Genomic DNA, 26,611 nt, shown 5'->3' with positions numbered 1-26,611 from the left:
GGCGCATGTTCGCCATGGGCTAGCCAGCTTCAAGGCGTCGCTCGAAAGCGCGCTGCAATCGAGCCCCCGCTTGAGCATGCGCAGCTGGTATCCGATGGTCATGCTGCTGGACAATAATTTCTCGGATGACCGGGCCCATATGCTGGCCATCTGCGAGTTCCTGCGCGACCATCCCAAGGTGCGGGGCTGGGGCGCGCTGGTCACCCAGAACGTCGTCCAGGACCGCGCGCTCATCGAGACCTTCGCCGCCTCCAAATGCGTCGGGCTGTTCGTCGGGATTGAATCGCTCGATGCGAGCTTTCTGCGCCGCTACAACAAGACCCAGAACCTCAGCCGGCGCCAGAATGTCATCGATGACGTCGCCTTCGCCGAGGGGCACGGCATTGCCGTCGGTTACGGCTATCTCTTCGACCCTCGCTACCAGACGGCTGCGGAGATGCAGCAGGCCATGGAAGCCATCGCCGACAACCCGCTGATGCCGATGCCGACCTATCTCAGCGTCGTTGCTCCTCTCGCCGGAACCCAGCTCTTCTGGGAGGATCTGGAGAGCGGGCGCCTGGCTCCCAATCTTCGCTTCCGGGACCTGGACGGCGAGACGATCTGCTACGCGCAGCTTGCCGAACCGGCTCAGCCGATCGTCGCCTTTCTCGAACGGATCTTCCGGCGTCCCTGGACCGTGGTCGGGCGCATGCGCATCCTGCTCAAGACCTTGCGGAGGCTCCGCCACAGCCGTTCGTTCAACCCGATGCGATGGTACATCATCGCCTCGGCGAGCTTTCATTGCTTTACCTGGTCAAAGTCCTCGCCGGCGCGACCGCGCACCTATCTGGCTGGGAGCGATACGCTCGACCCGCAATATGGCGAACATCCGGACGATCTGTCGCCGGAGGATCGCGTCCGCTATTTCGAGCCGATCGCGCTCACCGATGGCGACGGCAAGCCGAGCCTCTGGCTCATTCCCTATGCCGAAGCCCGCCGGAAACCCAAGGCGACGGCACGACCTCTGCCGGTTTCGCCTCCCCTGGACACCGGCATCGTCGCCATGCGGCCGGAGAAATAGCGCAGCATTCCAGGCTCACTTGCCTTTCGGCTTTGGGCTGGCCCTGCCCCTCGGGGCTGGAGAGCGCGGTCGTGGAACCTTGGGCGAACCTTCCTCTTCCGTAGGCCCGCCATCCTTCGGCATCGTACCGAGCTTCTGGCTGGCGCTCTTGGGCGCATCGACATAGGCCCTGCCGATGAGTCCCTGCAATTCAGGCAGACTGTATTTGGCGATGTGCGCGAGCGTCGCCGTCCGGAGCTTGGTGCTGTCTCCGGCAGCCTCCGCCTGGGCAGCCTGGAGACCGTCCAGAAACCTGTTGAGCTCGTCCCGGGAGGCACGCAAAGGAGGCGGCGGGGACTTTGGCTTGCGTGTTTTCACGGCCATGACGCACCTCGCCAAGCTACTGCATGATGTTGAGGATCTGCGCGCGGATCTGCGGGCTCAGCATCAGATCCATATGCTCGAGACTGTCCCGGTCAATGTCTCCGGTCACGGTGCGCACATTGGCCGCGGGGGTCGAGACCAGACGCGCGGACCAGGCCGGGATCACGCCATCTCCCGGGCAACAGGAGTGATCGACAATGGGTGACGGATCGGAGTTCGGGTCGAAGGCGGGGTCGATCCAGTCCCATGTCTGCTCAAGGATCGTCTCGTCGACGGTTCTTCCACTGCGCTGCTGGACGCCGCGGATATTGTAGAACTTGCTCTTCGTGGCCGCCCCGAGCGGCAGCGCCACATTCTCATAGACCGTGTTGCCCCGGCCCAGGGCGGCATGGCTGAAGCCCCAGTTCACGGGGTAGCGCACCTGGGTTCCGTTCTTCCCGGGGTTGTAAGGATCGGCGATCGCGCCGGTATCGCGGTCCCTGACCGGATATCGCGACAGCGGATAGTTCGGATCGGCAGCCAACGCCGCCTGGTCACGCTGGAAGGTCGCCTGGTCCAGGTAGAGAAGCGTGTATGGCCCCGGCAACGACGAGATCAACTGGGTCAGATTGCGCGGGTCGTAGGACCATGAGAGCCTGTCCAGGTCGGGGTCGCCCTTGAAATAGCGGTTCAGTTGCCCGGCATAGCCGTAGAAGGGCGACCCGACGCTGATCGCCCGCCTGACCGCTGCGACATGCGAGCCGCCCTGGTTCAGGACCAGCTTGACGACCATGCCGCCGAAGCTGTGCCCGATCAGCGTCACATCGGCGAAGGGATCGGTGCCGCATTCCTCGCGGACCCGTTGACGGAACTTCGGCACGAAGCTCTTCAGGAAGAAGCGCGCCACGAGCTCGGGATCGCGCCGCCAGTCCCAGCCAAAGACGAACCAATCGAATTTCCTGGCTGTGCACCAGCTCAGGAAATCGTCGTAGGGGGTAAGCACCGGAGGAAACCGGACGCAGCCATCGGCGATCACGAAATGCCGGCCCGCATCGTCATCGCCCTTCATCTTGAGCAGCAGCGCGCCCCCGGTCAGGATGGGGCAATCCAGCCAGATCAGATTGTAGAAATAGGGCGTATTGCCCTGGGTCGTGGTCGCCCATTTGATGCTGGATCCCATGCCTCCCGGGAACAGGATGACCGTCTTGCGCCGCGCCGGTCTGTGCTGCCTGTAGCGCGCGATGAACTGCGAAATCTGCTCGTCGAGTTGCGCGAGCTGCTGCTTGTCACGATCAGCGACGTAGCTCATTTCGCCTCCGGTCGAGAACGCTCTCACATTCTGCGGGTAAGGCAGGCTTGCTCATCCAAGCGACAGGCCGGCAGGGATGGGGCAACAACGACGCGACCATCCCAAACCGCAATGACAGCATCTCTCAAACGACTGACGCAGGCAATGCTGTAGTGACGCTACGAGATGCTTCCCTCAGATCTGCGTCAGGAACTCAAATCCGAACCAAGACGAAGAATGGGCGCACCGTCCGGGCGCATTCCGGCCCGAGGACATGTCTGACCGTGTTCCTGCGCCCTCTCGGCGCTCGCCACCGGCAAGCCGCCAGCGAGCCGGAGCGGGGATACGGCCGCGGCCGGCTCGCATCGGTCACAACTTCACCGCCCGCAGCCGCGCGGCATTGGCGATCACGCTGACCGAGGACAACGCCATCGCGGCCGCTGCGATGATCGGCGACAACAGCAAGCCGAAGATCGGATAGAGCACGCCTGCCGCCACCGGCACCCCGAACGCGTTGTAGACGAAGGCGAAGAACAGGTTCTGTCGGATATTGCGCATCGTGGCCTCAGACAGACGCCGGGCACGCACGATCCCGGTCATGTCGCCCTGGAGCAATGTGACGCCGGCACTCTCGATGGCGACATCGGTCCCGGAGCCCATCGCGATGCCGACATCGGCTGCAGCCAGAGCCGGCGCGTCATTGACGCCGTCGCCCGCCATCGCGACCACGCGCCCCTCCCGCTTGAGCTTCGCCACGACCGCGCTCTTGTCCTCTGGGAGAACCTCGGCCTCGACCTCGGTGATGCCGAGCCTGCGGGCCACGGCTTGCGCCGTGGTACGGTTGTCGCCGGTGAGCATGACGACGCGTATCCCCTCGGACCGCAGCGCCGACAGAGCCTCCGGCGTCGAAGCCTTGACCGGGTCGGCAATGGCGATCACGCCAGCGGGCTTGCCGTCCACGCCCATGAAAATCGCCGTCGCACCGTCCCTGCGCAGGTCGTCCGCGATCTGGACGAGGCCCGACACATCGACGCCGTGCTCGGCCAGGAAGCGATCATTGCCGAGCACGATCCGCTGGCCCTCGACCGTTCCCAACGCTCCCTTGCCGGTCGGGGAATCGAAGTCCGTCACGGCCGCCGTCGTAACGCCCTTGGCTTCGGCAGATGCAACGATCGCAACCGCCAGGGGATGCTCGCTCGGCCGCTCCACGCTGGCGGCAAGGCGCAGAATGTCGGCCTCGGAAAATCCCGAAGCCGGCCGGATCGCGGTGACCGCCGGCCGCCCCTCGGTGAGCGTGCCGGTCTTGTCGACGACAAGCGTGTCGATCTTCTCCATCTGCTCAAGCGCCTCGGCATTCTTGATCAGCACGCCGGCCCGGGCCCCTCGCCCGACACCGACCATGATCGACATCGGCGTCGCAAGGCCGAGCGCACAGGGGCAGGCGATGATCAGGACCGAGACCGCAGCCACCAGCCCGAAGGCAAGGCGCGGCTCCGGCCCCCAGATGGCCCAGGCGGCAAAGGCGAGCAGGGCAATGGCGATGACGGCCGGCACGAAATAGCCAGAGACCTGGTCGGCCAGGCGCTGGATCGGCGCGCGGCTGCGCTGGGCTTCCGAGACCAGCAACACGATCCGCGACAGCATGGTGTCGCGCCCGATCTTCTGCGCTTCGATGACGAGGCCGCCGGACTGGTTCATCGTGCCGCCGATCACGGCGTCGCCGACAGTCTTGGTCACGGGCATGGATTCGCCAGTGACCATGGATTCGTCGACAGCGCTGCGGCCATCGACCACTGCGCCGTCCACGGGCACTTTCTCGCCAGGGCGAACCCGCAGACGATCCCCCAATTGCACCGTATCGAGCTGGATCTCCTCCTCGGAGCCGTCGGCATTCAGACGCCGGGCCGTCTTGGGAGCAAGATCGAGAAGGGCGCGAATGGCGCCGCCCGTGCTTTCCCGCGCGCGCAGCTCGAGCACCTGCCCGAGCAAGACCAGCACCGTGATGACAGCCGCGGCCTCGAAATAAACTGCGACCGAGCCGTCATGCCCGCGGAAGGCCGGCGGGAAGATCCCGGGCATCAACGTCGCCACGACGCTGTAGACCCAGGCAACGCCCGTTCCCATCGCAATCAGCGTGAACATGTTGAGGTTGCGGCTGACCAGCGAATGCCAGCCGCGCTCGAAGAACGGCCAGCCAGCCCACAGCACCACCGGCGTCGCCAGGGCGAGCTGGATCCAGTTGGAGAGGTGACGCGGAATCAGGTGGTCAAGGTCGAGCAGATGCCCACCCATTTCCAGGATCGCGACCGGGAGGGCGAGAACGAGGCCGATCCAGAAGCGCCGGCTCATGTCGACCAGCTCGGCATTGGGCTGTGCTTCAGCAGTCATCAGAACCGGTTCGAGCGCCATGCCGCAGATCGGGCAGGAACCCGGCCCGATCTGCCTGATCTCGGGATGCATCGGGCAGGTGTAGGTCGCCCCCTCCGGCGCGGTATCGGTTGCCGCGGCTAGCTCTGGATCGACGTAACGAGCCGGGTCAGCCTCGAATTTCGACTGGCAGCCAGAGGAGCAGAAATAATAGGGCCGCCCTCCGTGCTGCGCGCGGTGTGTCGTCTCGTGGGGATCGACCGCCATCCCGCAGACCGGATCCTTGACCTGCCCCTCATTCGTCTTCCCGGCATCCTGGTGCCCGACATGGGCACCATGTCCGTGGTTACCATGGTGGGCGGCATGGCCCACATGGGCCTCGTGACCACCGTGAGACGTCTCCTTCGGGGCATTCGCCATGATATTCCTTTGCACAATCCGGCCGCGATAGCGGCGGCATCGTGCAACCTTCCATTGTGGGAAGGTCAAGCCTGCCCCTCACCGCTCCGCAGCATGCGCCTCGCAGAATTCAGCCAAGCTCCGGAAGGTCCAGGCTGGGCGCGGCATATCCTTCGGTGGCAGCGTTGCGCCTCCGCCCCCCTTGTCGTGACGGCGGTCGATCCAGGCACTGCTGATCCCCATTGCGCTGGCCGGCACGTGGTCGTGGAACAGGCTTTGCGCCACGTGGAGGATCTTGCCCTTGTCCTCGCCGACATGGGCCAGCATGTACTCGAAATTGGCGAGCGATGGCTTGTAGGAGCCGATATCCTGCGCGGTGAACCGGAGGTCGAACTCCGTGCCGAGCAAGGCCGCACTGCGGCCAAGGCTCGCGCGGTCGACATTGGAGAGCACGACAAGGCGATAGTGCCTGGCCAGATATTGCAGAGCCTCGCGACTATCGGGGAAGGCCGGCCAGTTCCCGACCGAAGCACCGAATTCCCGGGCCGCCAGCTGATCAGGCGGCGTGCCGAAATGCCTGGCGAGGTCGCCATGCACGCGCTCCAGAATCTCGGGATAAAGCAGCCGCGGCTGTTCAGCCTCCCACTGGCTTTCGAGCCGGGCAAACTCGGCGAGCAGGTCTTCGTCACGGACGACAATCCCCCTGGCGTTCAGCCAAGGCTGCAATTGCGCCAGCAGACCGGACTCCCAGTCGATCAGGGTGCCGTAAACATCGAAGGTCAGGGTGGTGAAATCACGCAGCTTCATGGGCCGTCTCCATCATCTCTCTGGTGACGGTCATAGACCGGCGGCGATTCCCGCTCTTGTCCCGATTTCCAAACCTTTGGGCTCAATCTCCACGTCGCAATGCCGCGGGAGTGGTCGAGCGCCGACGACGCAGGCTTCGCGTCAGCGCACTTTGATCGCTGAACCCGACTGCAAGCGCGATCTCGGCAAGCGGACGCCGGGTTTCACGGATCAGTTGTTCGGCTTCCCGCAGGCGCAGATCGGCGAGATAGCGCCCCGGCGACATACCGATCCAACGCTGGAACAGCGCATGCAAGCCACTGACCGACACGCCGGCGGCGACTGCCAGCTGCTGGACGGTCAGCGTCGCATCATAGCCATGACCGAGCAGCGAGACCGCACGCTCCAGCGCTGGCGGCCAATGCAGCCGATCGCCGGACCGTTCCGCCACCGCCTCGAGCAACATGCCGCCGAGCCGATCAAGCAGGTCCGATCGGCGCGCAGGCGCCGCCGCATCATGGGCGATGTAATGCGCGAGATGCCGCAATCCGGCGTCGAGGGGGTGAAATGGCTGCCCCTCCGCCTGGTGGACGAGGCGATCCGGCAGGCCAAAGAAGCCCGCTCCGGTCGGAACATCGAGCACGACGAAATGGCCATGATGCGGGGTCGTGAAACGGTGGCGCGCCTGCGAGGCGACGATCACGAAGCTGCTGTCATCGACGATGCCATCCTGCCCCGCGATGCGCATCTGCATGGTGCCATCGACGGGCACGACAATCTGATGCCAGTCGTGCGCGTGCTCCGTTTCATGTGGCGGATAGGATCGTAGCGACAGGATCGGGCGCATCCGCAGCCTCCCCATTCGAAGTTCTGTGCCCGAAGTTCGACACCCCGGGGAAGCGCCGGCATGAGCACGGCAAAATGGGCAGAGAAGGGCCGCTTCGCAAGCATCATTCGACGGAAAACCGAAGCAAATGAGCCAGTCCTGGGGCGCTATTCCCTGGCTCGCCTGCGATGAGTTCATGGACCTTGCGGCGGCAATCGCTCATACCAGAGCCGAAAGTCCACAGCGGTGGATGATGAAATCGCCCCATGCTCAACCTCAACGACCTTCATCTCTTCGTCCAGGCCGTCGACAGCGGCGGCTTCGCGTCGGCGTCACGCCGCCTCGGCATGCCCAAATCGACGATCAGCAAGCGCGTCGCCGTGCTTGAAGCCAGTCTCGCCACACGGTTGATTCACCGGACATCGCGCAGCTTCACGCTGACTGAACTCGGGCGGGACTTCTACGAGCACGCGCGCGCCTCGCTGATCGAGGCGGAAGCCGCCGAGAGCATCGTCCGCCGGCGCCAGGCCGAGCCCAGCGGCACCGTGCGGGTCACGACATCGGTCCCGACAGCGCAGCTCTACCTGGCGGAACGCCTACCGGCGCTTGTGGCAGCCTATCCGAAGCTGACGGTGCAGCTTCATGCCACCGATCGCTTCGTCGACCTGGCCCAGGAGGGATTTGACATCGCGGTGCGCAGCCATTTCGCGCCACTGCCGGATTCGGGGCTCGTGCAGTTGCAGGTCGCCACGGTGACCATCATACTGGTGGCGTCTCCGGGCTATCTCAGCCAGCGGAGCGCTCCTGCCGTGCCAGGCGATCTCAGTGTGCATGACGGGCTCCTGGTCTCCCCCTCCGCCAAGATCTGGCGACTGCACGACAGCGCAGGCCAGGAGGTGCTCGCCGCGCCCTTCGGGCGCTTCATCGCCGACGAAACGCAGATATTGCTCGGAGCTGCCAAGGCCGGGCTTGGGATCGCATGCCTGCCGGAGGTCGCCTGCCGAAGGGCCATCGATGCCGGCGAAATCATGCGCGTCCTGCCGGACTGGACAGCCGGCACGGTCACGACCTCGATCCTGACGACACATCGGCGCGGGCAGCTCCCCGGCGTCCGCGCGGTCGTCTCGTTTCTGGCAAAGGGGCTGCGCGCTTAGCGTCGGGCGAGCCGACAAGGGAATAATCCCGCCCTCGGAAACAGTTTTCCTAAGCGAAGCATCGGTCACGATGCTATTCAACTCCGGCGCTCACCCCGAATCAGCCCGCCTGACGAAAATAGTTCGATGAGGATCCTCGCCCCGGCCGCCAGGTCTTCGCTGCCCCAGCTCCGCGACGAGCGGCTCGCCGACGGGTGGACAGGCCGGTGACGGAGAAAAGCCAGACCGGCTCTGTCGCAGCCCTCGGTGCGATCGTCACCGGTGCCCTGATCCTGCAGATCGCAAGCACGATCATTCACACGGTCGTACCCCTGCGCCTGGCGGTCGAAAAGCAGCCTCCTCTCCTCATCGGCATCGTCGGTTCCGCCTATTCGCTCGGCTTCCTGCTCGGCTGTTTCGCTATCCCCTCGCTGATCCGGCGGATCGGCCATATCCGTGGCTTTGCGGTCTTTGCCGCGGTGCAATCGGTGCTTGCGCTGAGCTTTCCGGCCATGCCGGTGGAATGGTGGGGCGTCTCGCGCTTCATCATGGGCGTGGCCGCAGCCGGGCACGGCATCTGCATCGAAAGCTGGATCAGCGGACAGGCGCCTTCGAGCCATCGCGGCCGGATTTTCGGCGCCTACCAGATCCTCAATCGCCTCGCACTGATCGGCTCGCAGATCGGGATCGGCTATGTCGCCATCGAATCCCACGACATCTTCCTGATCGCGAGCGCCGCTTTTTCGCTGGCGCTCATCCCGGTCGGGCTGACGCGCACGAGAGCCCCGGAATCGCACGAGCTCGTCTCGGTCAAGCTGAAGACGCTCTGGCTCCAGGCCCCGGCTGCCGTCGTCGGTTGTCTTTACGTCGGATTGATGGGCGGGGTGCTGACCAATGTCGCCCCGGCCTATGGCATCCTCATCGGTCTCGACCAGCAATCGGCCATCCTGCTGACCGCCTCGATCCAGATCGGCGCGCTGATCCTGCAATGGCCGATCGGCCTGATGGCCGACCGGATCGACAGCCGCATCATCATGCTGGGCGCGGCAACGATCGTGACGCTCGCTGCCGCAGCGCTCGGCGCCGTGCTCTTCGCCAATGCTCCGCACGCCAAGCTCTGGTCCTACACCCTCTTCGCGCTGATCGGGGGCTGCAGCGTTGCGCTCTACACCGTCGCGGTCACGCATGCCTATCTCAGGCTGGGGCAGGATCAGGCGGTCGGCCTTTCGGCCGGGCTGCTCTTCCTCTGGGGAACGGGCGCAGCCATCGGCCCGATCGTCGCCACCGGGTTCATGCAAGTGTTCGGGCCGCAGGCGTTGCTGGCCTATATCGGCCTGCTATCGGCCGGCCTCGTCGGCTATCTCGCTGTGCGGCTGTTGAAAAAGCCGCCGGCGGCAAGCCTCGGCTCCGAGCGCAGCACACGGCCACCGTCCATGCCGGATATCGGGCCGAGACCGCGATAGGCAGCTCTTACAAAGCGATAGACAGCTCTCGCAAAGCGGCCCGCCTGTGCCAGGCGGGCCCTGTTCATATCATACGCCGAGCGGGCTCGGTGTGCCGGCGCCAGGCTCAGTAGCCGAGCGCCATGCCGTCCTTGCGCTGATCGGAGCCGCCGAGCAGGACGCCCCGCGCCTCGTCGATCCAGATGGCCTGGCAGCCGCCGGTCGGCTCGGGCAGCACCGAGACATCATGGCCGCGCGCGGCGAGATCGGCGCGGATCTCGGGGCCGATCGTCGACTCGACCGTGAGCTTGCCCTCGGCGACGAAGCTGCGCGGGCGGTCGGCCGCCTGCTGCGGGTCGTCGCCACGATCGAGCATCGAAGACAGGACATGCGCGTGGCCGGTCGCCTGATACTGGCCGCCCATCACGCCATAGGTCATCTGGGTGCGGCCATCCTTGGTCAGCAGCGCCGGGATGATGGTGTGGAGCGGGCGCTTGCGCGGCGCGATCGCGTTGGGATGGCCCTCGATCAACCGGAAGCCGGCGCCACGGTTCTGCAGCATCACACCGGATTCAGGCGCATAGATGCCGCTGCCGAAGGCCCAGAACAACGAATTGATGAAGGAGACGGCGTTACGATCGCGATCGACCACGGTGAGATAGACCGTGTCGCGATGCACCGGCATGTCGTCGTCGACGGCGGGCTGCGCCCGCTTCATGTCGATCCGGTCGCGCAGGCGGCCGATGAAGGCATCCGACAGAACCTGCTGCACATCGACAGGCGCAAAGGCCGGATCGGCAACGAGCAGGTCGCGCTGGTGATAGGCAGCCTTCGTCGCCTCCGCCAGCAGATGGATACGATCGGCCTCGCTGACGCGCCCCTCGGCGAGATCGAAACCCTCGAGGATGCGGGCGATGATCAGTGCCGTCAGCCCCTGGCCGTTCGGCGGGCACTCGTGCAGGCGATAGCCACGATATTCGGCTGAAATCGGCTCGACATAGTCGGAGGTCTGGCCGACGAAGTCATCCGCGACATGCAGAGCGCCGTTGCGATTGAGGACGGAAACGATCTCGTCCGCCACTGGCCCGCGATAGAAGGCGTCGCGTCCGTGCTGGCCGAGCCGGCGCAGCGTCCGCCCGAGCGCGGGATGGGTCATGCGATCGCCGACGCGGGGGGCTTCGCCGCCCGGCAAATAGACAGCGGCCGCACCTTCATATTTACGCAGGCGATTGGCGTAGATCGCCCAGTCATGGGCGACGCGCGGGGTCACCAGGAAGCCGTCCTCCGCCGCCTTGATGGCGGGCTGCAGCACTTCCTCCAGGCTGAGGCGGCCATGGTCGGCCGAGAGCCGGCACCAGGCATCGGCCGCGCCTGGAACCGTCACGGCATGGGGTGAGTTATCGGCAATCGAGGTCATGCCCTGCTCGCGGAACCAAGCCAGCGTCGCCGCCGCGGGTGCACGCCCGGAGCCATTGAGCGCGATCGGCGCCTTGCCGGGCTGAGCGTAGATCGCGAAACAGTCACCGCCGATGCCGGTCATATGGGGGTCGATGACGCCCTGCATCGCCACGGCGGCGATCGCCGCATCGATCGCATTACCGCCCGCCTTCAGGATGCCAAGCGCCGCCAATGTGGCCGCGGGGTGGGAGGTCGCCGCCATCCCGTTCTCTGCCACCGCCAGCGAACGCCCCGGTCTGGTGAAATCCCGCGTCCCGAACATGGTCGTCTCTTCCCTTTGTCGTCAGCTCAAACCGGCTGCTGCTGCGCGGTCGCATATCATGATCGCGGCGCGATGTGTCCTGAGGATCGACGCAGGGCAGGCAGGATCGAGGGGCCCCTTGACCGCGCGGGCCACCGCCGCCGCCTTCCCCGCTCCGGTAGCGATCAGGATGATCCGGCCCGCCTCCAGAATCGTCCCGATCCCCATGGTGATGCCGAATTCCGGCACCGTTTCGCTTCCGTCGAAGGGCCCCTGGTTCGCTTCCTGAGTCGAGGCCGCGAGCGCGACCTGGCGCGTACGCGAGGTAAAATCCGAACCGGGTTCGTTGAAGGCGATATGGCCGTTGGAGCCGATGCCCAGCAGCTGCAGGTCGATGCCGCCGGCCGCCGCGATAGCGGCTTCATAGGCTGCCGCCTCACGAGCGAGATCGAACGCATTGCCGTCTGGCATGAAGGTGCGGGAGCGATCGGCATCGACCTTGTCGAACAGCGTCTCATTCATGAAACGCGGGAACGAGGCCGGGTGCTGCGGCGGCACGCCGACATAATCGTCGAGATTGAAGCTTGTGCTCGCGGCAAAGGAGACCCGCCCGGCGCGATAGGCCGCAACCAACTCGCCGTAGACCGGGCGCATCGTCTCGCCTGTCGCCAGGCCAAGCACGGTCGAAGGCCGCGACAAGAGTTCCGCCACGATCCTGTTCGCGACATCCGCGGCAACGGTAGCGGCATCGTCGAGCACGACGAGGCCGGGGGCAGTGACATGGGCGTTCATGCTGTCTCGGTCGCCTTCCCGACGGGGAGAGCGAAGTCGCTCTGGAGGCTGGTCAGGCCGAACAGGCTGTCATGGATTCGTGACAGCGCCGTGCCGACGGCTCCGACAAGCGTCGCGCGGCTGCCAAGCGCGCTCGGCTCGATCCGCAGGGCTCCCCCGAGATGCCGGGCTACGAGCGTACGCAGTCGCGAGATCAGTTCTTCGCGCACGCCAATGCTGCCGCCGAGCACAATCAGTTCAGGGTCGACCACGGCGCGGATCGCCATCATGCCCTGGACCATGACGCGCGCCGTCTCGTCGAGTGTCGCGATGGCGGCCTCTTCGCCCTGGGCGAGCTGCGCGAAGACACCGCGCACATCCTGCGCCATGCGACCGCCAAAGCCGCGGTAACGCTGAAGGATGGCTACGCTGCCGATCGCGGTCTCAAAGGGGCCATGGAACTGGCCGCGCGAGTCGAAAGGATCGCCGCCAACCGGCAGAAAGGCGATTTCGCCAGCAGCCCCGCTGGCGCCGCGGGCAAGTCGCCCATCCAGAACAAGGCCCATGCCGATGCCGGTGCCCATCGCGATGAAGGCGAAGTTGCGGACGTCCTTGCAGCAGCCCTGCCATTGCTCGCCCATCGCTGCGAGATTGACGTCATTCTCGATCACCACGGCACAGCCGAGACGGCGCTCGAGCTCGTCCGCCACCCGGATGCGGTCGAAGCCGGGGATGTTGGGCGCGATCTCGATCTTGCCCGAGCGTGGATCGACGACGCCCGGACTGCCCATGGCGGCGCAGCGCAGGCCGCCCGGAGCGAGGCCGGCCTTGCGCGCCAGCCGCTCAGCCAGCGCGCCGATCTGTTCTACCACCGCAAGGCCGCCGCGCGAATCCGTCGGCTCCATCTCTTCCGCGACGATCGTACCGACCACATTGGCAAGCGCGGCGTGGATCTTGGTGCCCCCGAGATCCACGCCGAGCACGAAAGCGGCGTCCTGCTGGATCTCGTAGGTCACGGCACTTCGTCCCACCGCGCCCTGCGTCTGCCCACGCACACGCAGCCAGCCGCTATCCTCCAGCGCGCGCACGACCTCGGAGGTCGTCTGCTTCGACAGGCCGGTGATGCGGGCCAGCTCGGCACGTGAAATCGGGCCGCGATGCAGCACGGCCTCAATCACCGAGCGCACCGACATCTGGCGCGCAACCGGCGTGGAGTAAGCCTCTGCGCGAGGCGGTTCATCCGTCAATTCGTCAACCATGCGAACTAATAACGGATCGTTCTTGCCAATTGTCAATCTCGCACATGCAAGATGCGACTAAATCCTCTTGCCGAGCGGCATTGTTCGTCAGGTGTCTTTACAAACTCGAGAGCACGTGCATGCATTCCCGTCAGCATCACGCTCAAGACGGCGCCGCCTCGGCGGCAGCTGGTGACGAGACGGCTCGGGAGGCTGGATCATGCGAAATTCTAGACCATTGGTTTTTGCCGCTGCGCTCGCAGCCAGTCTGGCAGGCGCTGCAGTTGCCGCTTCAGCCCAGGGCACCAATCTGCGGGTCGGCATCCAGGACGACCCCGATGCGCTCGACCCGGCGACGAGCGGGACCTATGCCGGCCGCTTCGTCTTCGCGGCCATGTGCGACAAGCTCGTCGATATTGCGCCTGACCTGACGATCGCACCGCAACTCGCCCAGAGCTGGGAATGGGCGCCGGATCAGAAGGCGATCACCTTCAAGCTCCGCCCAGGCGTGAAGTTCCACGACGGCACCAGCTTCGATGCGGAGGCCGTGAAGTTCAACATCGAGCGCATGCTGACGATGAAGGACTCTCGCCGGAAGGCCGAGCTTTCAGCGGTGGCTGGCGTCGAGGTCGTGGCCCCCGATCAGGTGCGCCTGACGCTCAAGGAGCCTTTCGCMCCCCTGCTCTCCGTGCTCAGCGACCGCGCCGGCATGATGGTCTCGCCTGCGGCCGGTGCGAAGGACGACTTCGCCAACGCGCCTGTCTGTGCGGGACCCTACAAGTTCGTCGAGCGCAAGGCGCGCGACCTGATCAAGCTGACGAAGTTCGCAGATTACTGGGACGCCGCCAATTACGGCTATGACAGCGTGGCCTATTATTACGTGCCGGATTCAACCGTTCGCCTGTCGCGCGTTCGGGCCGGCGATCTCGATCTCGTCGAGCGCGTCGCACCGACCGATCTCAAGACCGTGCGTGACGACAAGAGCCTCAAGCTGCACGGCGCGCCCGGTCTCGCCGTCTCGCATCTGATGGTCAATCTCGGCAATGGCGAGAAGGCCAACGGCCCCCTGGCGAAGGATGCCCGGCTGCGCAAGGCCTTCGAGCTCTCGCTCGATCGCGCCATCATCAACCGCGTTGCCTTCAACGGTGAATACACCGCCGACAACCAGATGATCCCGCCCTCGGACCCGTTCCATTCGAAGGCGCATCCGGTTCCGGCCCGTGACGTCGCCGCGGCCAAGGCCCTGATGGCGCAGGCCGGAGTGACCAGCGTGCCGGTCGAGATCACCTTCGAGAACGCCCTCACGGATGCGCGCGTCGCACAGATCGTGCAATCCATGGCCAAGGAGGCGGGCTTCGACGTCAAGCTTCTGCCGCTCGAAACGGCGAGTGCGATCCAGCGCTATCTCGCGGGCAATTTCGAGGTCTATATCGGCAACTGGAGCGGGCGCGGCGATCCGGATCCGACCCTCTACGCCTTCTTCTCCTGCGCCGGCGGGCAGAATTTCAACAAATACTGCAACCGCGATCTCGAAACCGTCCTGAACAACGCCCGTGCCGAGGGTGACGCCGGCAAGCGCAAGGCGCTCTATGAGAAGGCCACCGGCCTTTATCTCGCCGACCTGCCCAGCATCCCGCTTTATCATCCGAACTGGTTCTTCGCGGCGCGCGCCAATGTCGGCGGCCTCAGCGTGTATCCCGACGGGTTGCTGCGGCTGAAGGGCGTCAAGCCGGCGCCGTGAGGCACGTGCCGGCGGCCGAGAGGGGCGCGGAATGATCAACTTCCTGGCGGGGCGTCTGGCCGTCGCGGTGCCGACGCTGCTGCTGGTCTCGATCCTGGTATTCGGGCTGCAGAAACTGTTGCCCGGCGACCCCGCGCTCGCACTCGCCGGCGAGGATCGCAGCCCCGAGATCATCGCGTACCTCCGCGCCAAGTACCAGTTCGACCAGCCCCTGCCGGTGCAATACTGGAGCTGGCTGAGCGCCTTCGTGCAGGGCGATTTCGGTCTCTCGATCCGAACCCGACTGCCGATCGGCACGATGATCGCAGAGAAACTGCCGGTCACGATCGAACTCGCGACGCTCTCGATGCTGATCGCGGTCGCGATCGGAATCCCGGCCGGAATCATCGCCGCCCTGTGGCGCGGTTCGGTGCTCGACCACGCCGTCAGCCTGTTCGGCCTCGCCGGCCTCTCGATCCCGAGCTTCTGGCTCGGGATCATGCTGATCCTGCTGTTCTCGGTCTCGCTCGGCTGGCTGCCGTCAGGCGGCTACGTCCCCTTCTTCGAAAGTCCGCTCGGCAACCTGAAGACCATGGCCATGCCGAGCCTCGTGCTCGGCGCCGCCTCCGGCGCCATCATCATGCGCCATACCCGCAGCTCGATGTTGACCGTGCTGAAGCAGGATTTCGTCCGCACGGCGCGCGCCAAAGGCCTCAGCGAACATGTCGTCGTGGTCCGCCATGCGCTGCGCAACGGACTGATCCCGGTCGTCACCCTTGGCACGCTGCAATTCGGGCAGCTCCTCTCCGGCGCCGTGCTGACGGAACAGGTCTTCGGTATTCCCGGCTTCGGCAAGATGATCGTCGACGGCGTCTTCAGCCGCGACTACGCCGTGGTCCAGGCCGTGGTGATGTGTGCGGCCGGTTTCTTCCTGCTGATGAGCCTTCTCGCCGACATCGCCTATGCGGCGCTCAATCCGAAGCTGCGCGGATGAGCCAGGTCGAGATCATTGGGCCCTCTGTCCCGGTGCGGACCCGTACGGGGTGGGAGCGCCTGCTGCGCGAGCCTTCGGCGCTGATCGGCGGTGGCATCGTGCTCGTCTTCGCGCTGATGGCCGTCTTCGCCCCCTGGGTCGCCCCCTACGATCCCAATGCCTCGGACTGGTCGGCGATCCGGCTCGGCCCGACACTCGCCCACCCCTTCGGCACCGACGATCTGGGCCGGGACGTCCTGTCGCGCATCATCTTCGGCGCGAGGGCCTCGCTCGCGGCCGGCTTCCTCTCGGTGGCGATCGCACTGGTCTTCGGCGTGCCCTTCGGCCTGATCGCCGGATATTTCGGCGGTGTCGTCGACATCGTGATCTCGCGCCTGACCGACGCGCTGCTCGCCTGTCCGTTCCTGGTTCTGGCGATCGCGCTTGCCGCCTTCCTCGGCCCAAGCCTGCAGAACGCCATGATCGCCATCGGCATCTCGGCGATGCCGATCTTCGTGCGGCTCGCGCGCGGGCAGACCCTGATCGTGCGGGAAGAAGACTATGTCAGCGCGGTGGTCTCGCTCGGCGCGTCGCATCGCAAGGTCATCATCTCGCATATCCTGCCCAACATCATGCCGCCGCTCGTCGTGCAGGCAACGCTGACCACGGCGATCGCTGTGCTGGCGGAGGCGAGCCTCGCCTTTCTCGGCCTTGGCCAGGCGCCCCCCGACCCATCCTGGGGCAGCATGCTCGACGCCGCGCGGCAATTCCTGGTGGAGGCCCCCTGGATGGCGATCTGGCCCGGGCTCGCGATCGTCGTCGTCGTGATCGGCTTCAACCTGCTTGGCGATGCGCTCAATGACGTTCTCAACCCGCGCGACTGATCACGAGGTGGCCATGCCCGATCACTCCCTGCTTCCCACCCTGCGGATCGGCTTCGTCGGCTCCGGCTTCATCGCGCATTTCCATCTGACGGCGCTGATGGGAGTCCGCAATGTCGCGGTCACCGGGGTCTACTCGCCGCGCGCGGAACGCCGCGCGGCCCTCGCGGCGCGGGCGAACGAACTCGATCTTGGCCCCTGCAAGGCGTTCGCCAGCCTCGAGGCCATGCTGACCTCCGGCGAGATCGACGCGATCTGGCTGCTGAGCCCGAACCACACGCGCGTCGAGACGATGCGCGAGATCCACGCGGCGGTAACGTCCGGCCGGTCCCGCCTGCGCGCCATCGCCTGCGAGAAGCCTCTGGGCCGGACACTGCGCGAGGCGCGCGAGATGCTGAGGCTGGCCGAGGATGCCAGGCTGCTGCACGGCTATCTCGAGAACCAGCTGTTCTCGACGGCGGTGCAGCGCGGGCGCGAGATCATCTGGCGTCGCGCCGTGCCCGGCGCCGGTCGGCCCTATATCGCGCGCGCCGCCGAAGAACATAGCGGCCCGCACGAACCCTGGTTCTGGCAGGGCGAGAAGCAGGGCGGCGGCGTGCTCTCGGACATGATGTGCCACAGCGTCGAGGTCGCCCGCCATCTGCTGACCGCGCCGGGCGAGCCCCGCGATGCGCTGACCCTGGTCTCCGCCAATGCCACCGTCGCGACGCTGAAATGGAACCGGCCGGCCTATGTCAAGCAGCTCAAGGCTGGGATGGGCCCTGAGGTCGACTATGCCAAGCGGCCGTCGGAGGATTTTGCACGCGGGCTGATCACGCTGCGGGACCCCGACGGCAACGAGCTGATGATCGAGGCGACGACGTCATGGGCCTATGTCGGCCCCGGCCTCAGGATCACGCTCGAACTGCTCGGGCCGGAATATGCGATGGAGTTCAGCTCGCTGAACACGGGACTGAAGATCTTCATCTCGCGCGCGGTCAGCGGCGCAAGCGGCGAGGACCTGGTCGAGAAGCAGAATGCCGAGCACGGCCTGATGCCCGTGCTGGAGGACGAAGCCGGCGTCTATGGCTACACGCTGGAGAACCGGCATTTCGTCGAGGCGTTCCGGCGCGGCACCATGCCGGAGGAGACCTTTGCCGACGGCGTCGCCGTCGTGCACATGCTGATGGCGCTCTATCGCTCGGCGGAACTCGGCCGGACCGTGAACTTCGCCGATGAGGATCTGGACGAGTACGTCCCCGTCGTCGCGCGGCCGGCGACCTGAGATCAGCGCTGCCGCCCGGGAGAACCGGGCGGCAGCACATTTGGACCAAAGCCTTGGATCAGGCCTTGTAGTAGTCGTCGATCAGCTTCTGCTCGGCAGCGGCAGCCTCCTTCAGGGCCGCGAGCGGATCCTGGTTCTGCAGCAGCACCCGGTCGAGCATGTCCTGGAAGATCTGGCCCTGAGCCTCTTCCGCCACGAAATCGGTGGCATGGGCGTATTTGAGGCCAGCCAGCATCGGGCCGGAAAGCGGATCGGCCAGGTTCTTGGCGCTCAGTGCGACCTCGGGCTTGGCCGGCAGCTCGCCGGTCTTCTCGAACCAGAGCTGCATCGCGTCATTGGTGGTGATGAAGGCGAGGAACTTGAGCGCTGCATCGCGCTTGGCTCCGGTCGCGCTCGACGCCAGGCCATTGACCCAATAGGAGGCGTAGTTGCTGGCAATGCCGTTATGGGTCGGCATTTCCGAGACGCCCCAGTCGAAGCCACGCGCGCTCTTGAAGGTGCCGAGGCGGAACGAACCGTCGACATGCTGCGCCGCCTTGCCGGCCTTGAAGGCCGCCTGGCTCTCGGAGAGGAAGCCCGCCGCAGCGACCTTATGCTTGCGCTGCAGATCGGTATACCAGCCGAAGGAGGCGGCCCCCGCGTCGTTGGCATAGGTCACGGTGCGGCCATCGTCCGAGTAGGGCTTGCCGCCGAACTGGCGCAGCAGGATCTCGCGCCACCAATGGTAGTCCTGCGACGGGATGCCGATGGTCGCGCCGGCCGTGGTGATGTTGCCACGCGAGTCGCGCTCGGTGACGGCCAGCGCGTTCTTCAGCATGTCGTCAAGCGTCACCGGCGGCTTGCCACCAGATGCGCCCGGCTTGCTCAGCAGCGTCTTGTTGTAGAACAGGCCGAGGCTGCGGACGGCGGTCGGAAGCGCCCAGTATCCCTCGTTCGTCCGCATCATCCGGACGAACTCGAAATAGTTCTTGTCGATATCGGCGACGTTGAAATGCTCGGCCGGCAGCGGCTGGATCAGCTTCGACTTGGCGTATTCGCGCATCCAGCCGAAGAAGAGCTGCAGGACATCGGGTCCCTCGCCCGCCGGCACGGCAGCCGCCGTCTTGGTCCGGTACTGGGCGTAGGGGAAGTGCGTGTGCTTGACCTTGATGCCCGGATTGGCAGCCTCGAACTGCTGGATGAGCGCATCCATCGCCTCGACGCGTTCCTTGAAGAAGTACTGCCAGTACTCGATCTGCACGGTCTGGGCACGCAGCACACTCGGCGCCGCCACGGTCAGGCCGGCGGCCGCGGCCCCGGTCGCGAAGCTGCGCCGGCTGAGGCGGAAGCCCTGGTTGTCTGTCGTCATGGTCTACTCTCCCTTGTTGTCCCTGGTGAAGGATGGCAGGCGTGGAACAGGCGGGCGCCGGCCCGCATCTGTGGCTGGAGACTGAAATGCGGCGACTGGACCTCGATGGCGCAACGCTGTTTGCGCTGACCGATGCCGCGCCAGCGCCGGCTGCTTCGCGCTATGCGTTTCCCGAAGCCGATTTCGCGGCGCATCCTGAATTGACGGCGCGCTGGTTCCCCGGCGGGATGTTCCACACGCGCTTCGGCGTCTTCGCGCTGCTCTGCCGCGATGGCCGCATCCTCATGGTCGATGCCGGCCTCGGCCCCGGCCCCAGTCCCTATTTCGACGGGCTCGGCGGCCGGCTGCCAGAGGAGTTCAAGGCCGCTGGGCTCGATCCGAACGCAGTCTCGCTCGTGGTCTTCAGCCATTTCCATCTCGACCATGTCGGCTGGGCACTCGACGAGACCGGCGCTCTCCGCTTCAGCCAGGCGCGCTATCTCGCGCCGGCAGCCGAGATCGCGCACTGGCAGGCTCAGGGCGAGGAAGCCGCCCTGCCGCACCATGTCGCGGCCTTCCGGCGCAGCATCGCGCCCATCGTCGAGAGCCGTCGGCTCGAGGCCGCAGAGGCTGGACTGCCGATCTTCGACAGCGGCAAAATCACCGCCTCGCTCCTGCCGGCTCCCGGACATACCGCCGGCCATCATGCGATCCTGATAGAAGGTGCGGGCCGCCCCGTCCTGATCGCCGGAGACAGCTGGCACAACCCGGCCCAGATCGCGGTTCCCGAGTGGTGCCATCGTGCCGATCGCGACCAGGATCAGGCGCGGCAGAGCCGCCGCGCCGTGGCGGAACATGCAGCCAGAACCGGGGCGATCGTTGCCGCCGGGCATTTCATCGAGTCCGAGGCCTTCGGCCAGATCGTACAGGACGCCGCGACGGGCGCCCTCGCCTACCAACCGCTCCACCAATAGGCTGGCCGGTTCGATCTCGATTGCGGGACAAGCCGGCACCATGGCCTCAGCTCCCCGCCGCCAGATCCCGCCTGCCATTGGCCGGACGGGTTTTTCCTAGCTCCGATGCTCTCGCCGCACGCGCCGGTTTCGGCAGTTTTGCCGCACGCGGATGCGGCGTCAGGCCACTGAACAACGGCAAGGTCGCGCCGCCGAGAGCCGGCGAATTGCGGCCAGCGCGCCCGGTCAGCAAGCGCGGCTGCTGTCGGCCCTTGCGCTGGCTGACGGAGGCCGGCAGCGGCGCGATGGCCTGCATCAGCGCAGCCAGGACCCGCTCCGGCACCTGCCCACCAATCACGATAGTCTCGGGATCGAGCAGGTTCTCGATGTTGGCGATGGCGATGCGCAAATGGCGCGCGGCCTCGGCGATCCAGCATGCGACGATCGCCTCGTGACCGTCGAAGAGACGCTCAACGGCACAGTTGTCCGCATCCCCGACGCCGGCCTCACCCAGCATCCGACGCAACGCATGCAGCGAAGCACGCGCCTCCAGCGTCACAAGCCCACCCCGATCAGGCTCGTGGCCGACGATCATGCGGCCAATCTCGCCGGCATTGCCGAAGGCGCCGGTCACCGGTTGTCCCTCGACGAAGAGGCCGCCACCGATGCCTTCGGCAAGGTAGAGATAGACGAAGCTGCGCAGATCGCGCGCAACTCCATGCAGATGCTCGCCGATTGCCGCAGCCGTCGCGTCGTTGCCGACGATGACGGGCAGGTTCAGCCCCGCAGAGAAGGCTTCGCGAAACGGAAGCCGCGACCAGGCCGCCATGGCTAGCGGGTCCTGCTCGCTCTCCGCGACATCACCGAACGGGCCCGGCAATGCGATGCCGACGCCCCAGAGCCGGGCGCGCGCAATGCGGCCTTGCTCGACCAACTCGGCAACCAGCGAAATCAGGCTCGGGAGGGCGAGATCGGGGCGCCCCGTATCGCAATCGATGCTGCGCTCGGCCCGGACATGGGCGCCGAGATCGACGAGGATACCGGTCATGCGGCCAGGCTCGACCTGCACACCGACGGCAAAGCCGCCATCGAGCGCCAGCGCGAGATCGATTGGCGGCTGGCCGCGCGCCGAAGCGCGGCGGCCGACGATGCTCACCAGTCCTTCGCGACACAGCTCGTCAGTCACGGTCGAGACGGTCTGGGCCGAGAGCCCGGTCGCCGCGGCGATCTCCGCGCGCGAGGCTGCACCGGAACGCCTCAACGCCTCGATCACCACGCGGCGATGATGGCCGCGGCGATCGAACGGGGCGAGACCGGATACGCTCATGAGCGGCGCGAACCTTCCGATTGAAATGCAGAGCCTGTGGGCCTGGCGCGAAGCAGGGCTTGCATCATGTCGCCGGCTTCGTATTAAATCAACGGACTTGATTTAATCGGACGACACACAGCGGGGACGCCGGAACGGGGATGCGACGAATGCGGGGCTACGCGGGATTGACGATCGAGACGAAGCAGGCACTCACGGCCTGGGCGTTCCTTGCCGTGCCGATCGCATTCTTCGCGGTGATCCGATTCTATCCGGCACTGGAATCGTTCGGCATCGCCTTCATGCAGTGGAACCTGCTCTCGAAACCGGTCTTCATCGGGCTCGACAATTTCCGGAAGATGATGGGCGATCCGGTGTTCTGGCTCGCCTTCAAGAACACGTTCATCTACCTCATGGTCGGCACGCCGCTCAGCCTGCTCCTGTCCTTCGTCATCGCCTATTATCTCGATCAGGTCCGCTTCGCGCATGGCCTGATCCGGGCCTGCTATTTCATCCCGCACCTGACGACGACAGTCGCGATGGCCTGGGTCTGGCGCTGGTTCTACCAGCCGCCACCGATCGGGCTGCTCAACAACATGCTGAACGCGGTCGGGCTCGATGCGCAGCCCTTCCTGCGCTCGACGACGCAGGCGCTCTATGCAGTGCTGACGCCGGCGATCTGGGCCGGGCTCGGCTTCCAGATCGTGCTGTTCATGGCGGGCTTGCGTGCCATTCCGTCGAGCTATTACGAGGCGGCGCGGATCGACGGCGCGGGCAAATGGATGATCCTGCGCCAGATCACCCTGCCCCTGCTCAAGCCCACCATCGTCTTCCTGGTGGTGATCTCGTCGATCGGCTTCCTGCGCATCTTCGACACGGTCTACAACATGACCGACAACGGCGCCGGCGGACCTCTGAACAGCACCAAGCCTCTGGTGCTCTACATCTATGAGACCGCCTTCCGTTCATATCAGATGGGCTATGCGGCGGCGCAGACATTGGTGCTGTTCGTGATCCTTCTGACGGTCAGCCTCCTCCAACTCTGGCTGATGCGGGAGAAATCATGAGCACGGCAACCTCCGCCGCGTCCCCGATGCCGAACTGGCGGCTGCAACTCGCCGCTCGTCCCGGCCAGGTGCTCGCCTGGACGCTCCTCGCCATGGGCGCCATCGCGATGATGATGCCGCTGCTCTACATGGTCGCAACCTCGCTGAAGCTCTCCAACGAGGTCTATGAACTCAACATCATCCCGCGCGAACCGACCTTCGAGAACTACGTTTATATCTTCAAGAACACGCGCTTCGGCCTGTGGTTCGTCAACTCGCTGGTGACGAGCCTCCTCGTCACCCTGTCCGTGCTCTTCTTCGATTCGCTGATCGGCTACACGCTCGCCAAGTTCAAGTTCCGCGGCCGCGAGGTGGTGTTCATCGCCATCCTGACGACGCTGATGATCCCGACCGAGATGCTGGTAGTGCCCTGGTATCTGATGGCCAAGAATTTCGGCTGGCTGAACAGCTATTGGGGCATCATGTTTCCCGGACTGATGACCGGCTTCGGCGTCTTCCTGATGCGGCAGTTCTTCGCCGGCGTGCCCGACGACTACATCCATGCCGCGCGTATCGATGGGCTCGGCGAATTCGCGATCTGGTGGAAGGTGGCTTTGCCGCTGGTGACGCCGGCGCTGTCGGCCCTGGCGATCTTCACCTTCCTCGGCAATTGGACCGCCTTCCTCTGGCCGCTGATCGCCACAAATGACCGTGCGCTCTACACACTGCCGGTCGGCCTTGCCTCGTTCTCCGGCGAGTTCCTGACCGATTGGGAGCTGATCATGGCCGGTGCCACCATCGCGACGCTGCCGACGCTCGTCGTCTTCGTCATCTTCCAGCGCTACATCATCCGCGGCGTCGTGCTCGCGGGCCTGAAAGGCTGATTCTCGCATGAACGCGCTTACGCCCGACGCCCCTTCCGGCAGCGACGACCGTTTTCCGGCGCCGGTCTATGCCCGCACCGTGCTGGCGCCGGGCTTTGCCCATAGCCAGATGCATCATCTCGCCCATCTCCTGCGCCTGCACCGCGCCCATGGCGTCATGCTGGCCGAGCAGAGCCTGCTGACCCGCCCCGAGGCGGCGGCGATCTTTGGCGCTCTCGACATCGTGGAACGTGAACTCACCGGAGCCGAACCCGCCGCTTATACCGGCGAGCATGAGGACCTGTTCTTCTTCATCGAGACCAAGCTCGCGGCGCTGATAGGCAAGGACATCGCCGGGCGCCTGCATACCGGGCGCTCGCGCAACGATATCGACCACACCCTGTTCAAGCTCGCGCTGCGCGAGCGGCTCGACACGCTCGGCCTGCAGCTGCTCGACCTGATCACAACGCTGATCCGGCGCTCGCGCGAGGAGGCCGGCACGCTGATCCTCGCCTATACACACGGCCAGCCGGCCCAGCCTTCGACCTATGGCCACTATCTCGGCGCAGTGATCGAGGTGTTGCTGCGCGACGTGACCCGGCTGATGCAGGCGCGCGAGGTCGTCGACCTCAGCACGATGGGCGCAGCTGCCATCACCACGACAGGCTTCCCGCTCGACCGCGCCCGCGTCGCAGACCTGCTCGGCTTCCCCGATTTCCTGCGGAACTCCTATGGCTGCATCGCCTCGAGCGACTATACCGCCGGCGTCTATTCGGCCCTGCGGGTGCTGGCGCTGAATCTCGGCCGTTTCGCGCAGGACCTCGCCTTCTGGACCTCGTTCGAGGTCGGGCAACTGCGCTTCTCCGACGGCTTCGTGCAGATCTCCTCGATCATGCCGCAGAAGCGCAATCCGGTTCCCGTCGAGCATCTGCGCCTGATGGCTTCGCTCACCGGGGGCAAATGCGACGCGGTGCTGCTCGCCTTGCACAATACGCCCTTCACCGACATGAACGACAATGAGCACGAGGTCCATGGTCAGGGCTACGAAGCCTTCGTCATGGCCGAACGCGCGCTCAGCCTTCTCGGCGGGGTCTTCGCATCCGCCAAGGTCGACGAGACGCGGGCGCGGGCGAATATCGAGGCGTCCTACGCCACGATCACCGAGCTCGCCGACACGCTGGTGCGCCGCGAAAAACTGCCCTTCGCCATCACGCATCATGTCGCCGCCGCGATGGCAAAGCACCTGCAGGCGACCCGGCAGACCCTTGGCACGGTGCCCTATGCCGAGTTCGTCGCCTTGTTCCGCAAGGTCACCGACCGCGACCCGGTGTTGACCGAGGCCGAATTCCGCGAGGCCGTGACGCCCGAGTATTTCGTCTCGGTGCGGACCCTCCCAGGCGGACCGGCCCCTGCCGCGATCGCCGAAAGCCTCTCCCTCTACGAGGCACAGGCTGCAGAGGCGCGGGAGCTGATTGCCCGTCACGCTGCGCGGGACGCCGCAGCGGGCAAGACGCTGTCCGGCGCCATTGCCTCATTCTCCGCGCCGAAGGGACTTTGAGCCGATGGCCAGCGTTTCGCTCAGCAAGGTCGTCAAGCGCTATGGCGATGTCGGCATTGTCCACGGCATCGACCTCGAGATCGCCGATGGCGAGTTCATCGTCGTGGTCGGTCCTTCAGGCTGCGGCAAGTCGACAACACTCAGGATGATCGCCGGGCTCGAGAGCCTCAGCGACGGCACGATCTCGATCGGCGGCCGCGTCGTGAACACGCTGGAGCCCAAGGACCGGAACATCGCGATGGTGTTCCAGAACTATGCGCTCTACCCGCATATGACGGTGCACCGGAACATCGCCTTCGGCCTCTACGCTGCAAAACTGCCGAAGGCCGAGATCGACCGCAAGGTACGCGAAGCGGCCGCGCTGCTTGGGCTGACCGACCTGCTCGAACGCCGGCCTAATGCGCTCTCCGGCGGCCAACGCCAGCGCGTCGCCATGGGCCGCGCCATCGTGCGCGATCCCACCGTCTTCCTGTTCGACGAACCGCTCTCCAATCTCGACGCCCAGCTGCGCGGCCAGATGCGCACCGAGATCAAGCGGCTGCACCAGTCGATCGGCACCACGATCGTCTATGTGACGCATGACCAGATCGAGGCGATGACTCTCGCTGACAGAATCGTGATCATGCGCGACGGACGGATCGAGCAGGTCGGCACGCCGCTCGACGTGTTTCACACCCCTGCGAGCGCCTTTGTTGCCGGTTTCATCGGCACGCCGACGATGAACCTGCTGGAGGTCTCCGTGGTCCAGCAGAACGGGATGCCCGCGCTGGCGTTGGAGCCCGGTGGCGCGGCGCTCACTCTCGCCCCTGACGCGGGCGCGCGCCTCGGCGACCGCAGCACGGTTTTGATGGGCCTGCGGCCCGACAATCTCACGGTCGAGCCGCTCGATGCACCCGACCTCACCTCCGCGGGGCGGCAGAAGCTCAATGCCACGGTGGTCGTAGCCGAACCCCTCGGCGTCACGACGCAGGTCATCGTCAAGCTCGCCGGCCGCGAAGTGGTCGGCATGGCTGATGGCCGCTTCGTACCTGCCGCCGGAGCGGCAGTGAAACTCGCATGCGATCTCGACCGGCTACACCTGTTCGATGCGGAGACGCGGCTGCGCCTTTCCTAGGTGTTTGATCCCGGGCTTTGATGGTGCAGTCTTTTCGCGTGAGTGGAAGGAGGCGCTATGGGCCAGGTTCACCATGGGAGCGCCACGACGACAGAGGCGGTTCGTCGCGCCTGCGGATCAAGGGTTCGGCTTCGGTCATGTGAAGGTCGCGGGTGCGGTCATGTCTTCGGCCTGTCGCTGCGGATGGTGTCATCCGCCGGCCCTGATGGATTCCGCTGATCCGCTGACCTGATCAAGAGAGCGAGCTCGAGGCTC

At 65.6% G+C, this 26,611-nt stretch carries 22 protein-coding genes; 12 read left to right on the top strand and 10 right to left on the bottom strand.

From position 1 onward, the window contains the following. The first annotated feature begins 70 nt into the window (after window positions 1–70). Window positions 71–1,060 (top strand): radical SAM protein, encoded by a 990-nt coding sequence (locus AC1DGP_RS28765; protein WP_441490290.1) that lies wholly within the window; start codon window positions 71–73, stop codon window positions 1,058–1,060. Between the two features lie 15 nt (window positions 1,061–1,075). Here AC1DGP_RS28765 and AC1DGP_RS28760 read toward each other — a convergent pair whose 3' ends face one another. From AC1DGP_RS28760 to AC1DGP_RS28740, 5 genes are all read right to left on the bottom strand, one after another. Then, window positions 1,076–1,423: a hypothetical protein gene (locus tag AC1DGP_RS28760; RefSeq protein WP_441507840.1), complete on the bottom strand. Its 348-nt coding sequence runs from the start codon at window positions 1,421–1,423 to the stop codon at window positions 1,076–1,078. A gap of 16 nt (window positions 1,424–1,439) precedes the next feature. After that, window positions 1,440–2,711, bottom strand: coding sequence for a hypothetical protein (locus AC1DGP_RS28755; protein WP_441507839.1), 1,272 nt, complete (start codon window positions 2,709–2,711; stop codon window positions 1,440–1,442). Window positions 2,712–3,059: 348 nt separating this feature from the next. Beyond that, window positions 3,060–5,477, bottom strand: a complete 2,418-nt coding sequence (locus tag AC1DGP_RS28750; RefSeq protein ID WP_441507838.1) for a heavy metal translocating P-type ATPase — start codon at window positions 5,475–5,477, stop codon at window positions 3,060–3,062. Window positions 5,478–5,555: 78 nt separating this feature from the next. Continuing rightward, window positions 5,556–6,263, bottom strand: coding sequence for an HAD-IA family hydrolase (locus tag AC1DGP_RS28745; RefSeq protein ID WP_441507837.1), 708 nt, complete (start codon window positions 6,261–6,263; stop codon window positions 5,556–5,558). A gap of 82 nt (window positions 6,264–6,345) precedes the next feature. Further along, window positions 6,346–7,089: a helix-turn-helix transcriptional regulator gene (locus AC1DGP_RS28740; protein WP_441507836.1), complete on the bottom strand. Its 744-nt coding sequence runs from the start codon at window positions 7,087–7,089 to the stop codon at window positions 6,346–6,348. 245 nt (window positions 7,090–7,334) lie between these two features. Here AC1DGP_RS28740 and AC1DGP_RS28735 point away from each other — a divergent pair, with 245 nt between their 5' ends. Both AC1DGP_RS28735 and AC1DGP_RS28730 read left to right on the top strand, forming a co-directional pair. Further along, on the top strand, window positions 7,335–8,222 hold the full coding sequence (locus tag AC1DGP_RS28735; RefSeq protein WP_441507835.1) for a LysR substrate-binding domain-containing protein: 888 nt from the start codon (window positions 7,335–7,337) through the stop codon (window positions 8,220–8,222). Window positions 8,223–8,428: 206 nt separating this feature from the next. After that, window positions 8,429–9,664 (top strand): MFS transporter, encoded by a 1,236-nt coding sequence (locus AC1DGP_RS28730; protein WP_441490297.1) that lies wholly within the window; start codon window positions 8,429–8,431, stop codon window positions 9,662–9,664. Between the two features lie 106 nt (window positions 9,665–9,770). Here the strand turns inward: AC1DGP_RS28730 and ggt are convergent, their stop codons facing one another. Genes ggt through AC1DGP_RS28715 form a run of 3 tightly spaced genes read right to left on the bottom strand, consistent with a single transcriptional unit; the run spans window position 9,771 to window position 13,372 of the window. After that, window positions 9,771–11,363: a gamma-glutamyltransferase gene (gene ggt, locus AC1DGP_RS28725; RefSeq protein WP_441507834.1), complete on the bottom strand. Its 1,593-nt coding sequence runs from the start codon at window positions 11,361–11,363 to the stop codon at window positions 9,771–9,773. 21 nt (window positions 11,364–11,384) lie between these two features. After that, window positions 11,385–12,134 carry a glucosamine-6-phosphate deaminase gene (nagB, locus tag AC1DGP_RS28720; protein ID WP_441507833.1) on the bottom strand — a complete coding sequence of 250 codons (750 nt, stop codon included), beginning with the start codon at window positions 12,132–12,134 and terminating at the stop codon, window positions 11,385–11,387. After that, window positions 12,131–13,372: an ROK family transcriptional regulator gene (locus AC1DGP_RS28715; protein WP_441490498.1), complete on the bottom strand. Its 1,242-nt coding sequence runs from the start codon at window positions 13,370–13,372 to the stop codon at window positions 12,131–12,133. The genes nagB and AC1DGP_RS28715 overlap by 4 nt, the downstream gene beginning before the upstream one ends. A gap of 199 nt (window positions 13,373–13,571) precedes the next feature. Between AC1DGP_RS28715 and AC1DGP_RS28710 the strand changes: the two genes are divergently transcribed. From AC1DGP_RS28710 to AC1DGP_RS28695, 4 genes are read left to right on the top strand one after another with little or no spacing between them, the layout of a single operon-like run. Next, window positions 13,572–15,092 (top strand): ABC transporter substrate-binding protein, encoded by a 1,521-nt coding sequence (locus AC1DGP_RS28710; RefSeq protein WP_441507832.1) that lies wholly within the window; start codon window positions 13,572–13,574, stop codon window positions 15,090–15,092. 31 nt (window positions 15,093–15,123) lie between these two features. Further along, entirely contained in the window at window positions 15,124–16,065 is a 942-nt protein-coding gene (locus AC1DGP_RS28705) for an ABC transporter permease (protein ID WP_069877829.1), read from the top strand. Then, window positions 16,062–16,928, top strand: coding sequence for an ABC transporter permease (locus tag AC1DGP_RS28700; protein WP_441507831.1), 867 nt, complete (start codon window positions 16,062–16,064; stop codon window positions 16,926–16,928). The genes AC1DGP_RS28705 and AC1DGP_RS28700 overlap by 4 nt, the downstream gene beginning before the upstream one ends. A gap of 13 nt (window positions 16,929–16,941) precedes the next feature. Next, window positions 16,942–18,189: a Gfo/Idh/MocA family protein gene (locus AC1DGP_RS28695; RefSeq protein WP_441490303.1), complete on the top strand. Its 1,248-nt coding sequence runs from the start codon at window positions 16,942–16,944 to the stop codon at window positions 18,187–18,189. 58 nt (window positions 18,190–18,247) lie between these two features. Here the strand turns inward: AC1DGP_RS28695 and AC1DGP_RS28690 are convergent, their stop codons facing one another. Beyond that, on the bottom strand, window positions 18,248–19,537 hold the full coding sequence (locus tag AC1DGP_RS28690) for an extracellular solute-binding protein (protein WP_441490304.1): 1,290 nt from the start codon (window positions 19,535–19,537) through the stop codon (window positions 18,248–18,250). An 86-nt stretch (window positions 19,538–19,623) separates the two neighbouring features. Here AC1DGP_RS28690 and AC1DGP_RS28685 point away from each other — a divergent pair, with 86 nt between their 5' ends. Further along, window positions 19,624–20,490 carry an MBL fold metallo-hydrolase gene (locus AC1DGP_RS28685; RefSeq protein WP_441507830.1) on the top strand — a complete coding sequence of 289 codons (867 nt, stop codon included), beginning with the start codon at window positions 19,624–19,626 and terminating at the stop codon, window positions 20,488–20,490. Between the two features lie 46 nt (window positions 20,491–20,536). Here AC1DGP_RS28685 and AC1DGP_RS28680 read toward each other — a convergent pair whose 3' ends face one another. Further along, window positions 20,537–21,796 carry an ROK family protein gene (locus AC1DGP_RS28680; protein ID WP_441507829.1) on the bottom strand — a complete coding sequence of 420 codons (1,260 nt, stop codon included), beginning with the start codon at window positions 21,794–21,796 and terminating at the stop codon, window positions 20,537–20,539. Between the two features lie 149 nt (window positions 21,797–21,945). Between AC1DGP_RS28680 and AC1DGP_RS28675 the strand changes: the two genes are divergently transcribed. From AC1DGP_RS28675 to AC1DGP_RS28660, 4 genes are read left to right on the top strand one after another with little or no spacing between them, the layout of a single operon-like run. Beyond that, window positions 21,946–22,842: a carbohydrate ABC transporter permease gene (locus AC1DGP_RS28675; protein ID WP_441490307.1), complete on the top strand. Its 897-nt coding sequence runs from the start codon at window positions 21,946–21,948 to the stop codon at window positions 22,840–22,842. After that, window positions 22,839–23,705 carry a carbohydrate ABC transporter permease gene (locus AC1DGP_RS28670; protein WP_441490308.1) on the top strand — a complete coding sequence of 289 codons (867 nt, stop codon included), beginning with the start codon at window positions 22,839–22,841 and terminating at the stop codon, window positions 23,703–23,705. Before AC1DGP_RS28675 ends, AC1DGP_RS28670 begins: the two co-directional genes overlap by 4 nt. Window positions 23,706–23,712: 7 nt before the next feature. Next, window positions 23,713–25,242 (top strand): argininosuccinate lyase, encoded by a 1,530-nt coding sequence (gene argH, locus AC1DGP_RS28665; protein ID WP_441507828.1) that lies wholly within the window; start codon window positions 23,713–23,715, stop codon window positions 25,240–25,242. A 4-nt stretch (window positions 25,243–25,246) separates the two neighbouring features. Continuing rightward, window positions 25,247–26,356: an ABC transporter ATP-binding protein gene (locus tag AC1DGP_RS28660; protein WP_441507827.1), complete on the top strand. Its 1,110-nt coding sequence runs from the start codon at window positions 25,247–25,249 to the stop codon at window positions 26,354–26,356. The last annotated feature ends 255 nt before the right edge of the window (window positions 26,357–26,611 follow it).

Source organism: Allobosea sp. 05T433 (assembly GCF_056396065.1).
Note: the sequence above shows the minus strand (reverse complement) of the source record. Positions and strands in the feature narration are given on the sequence as shown.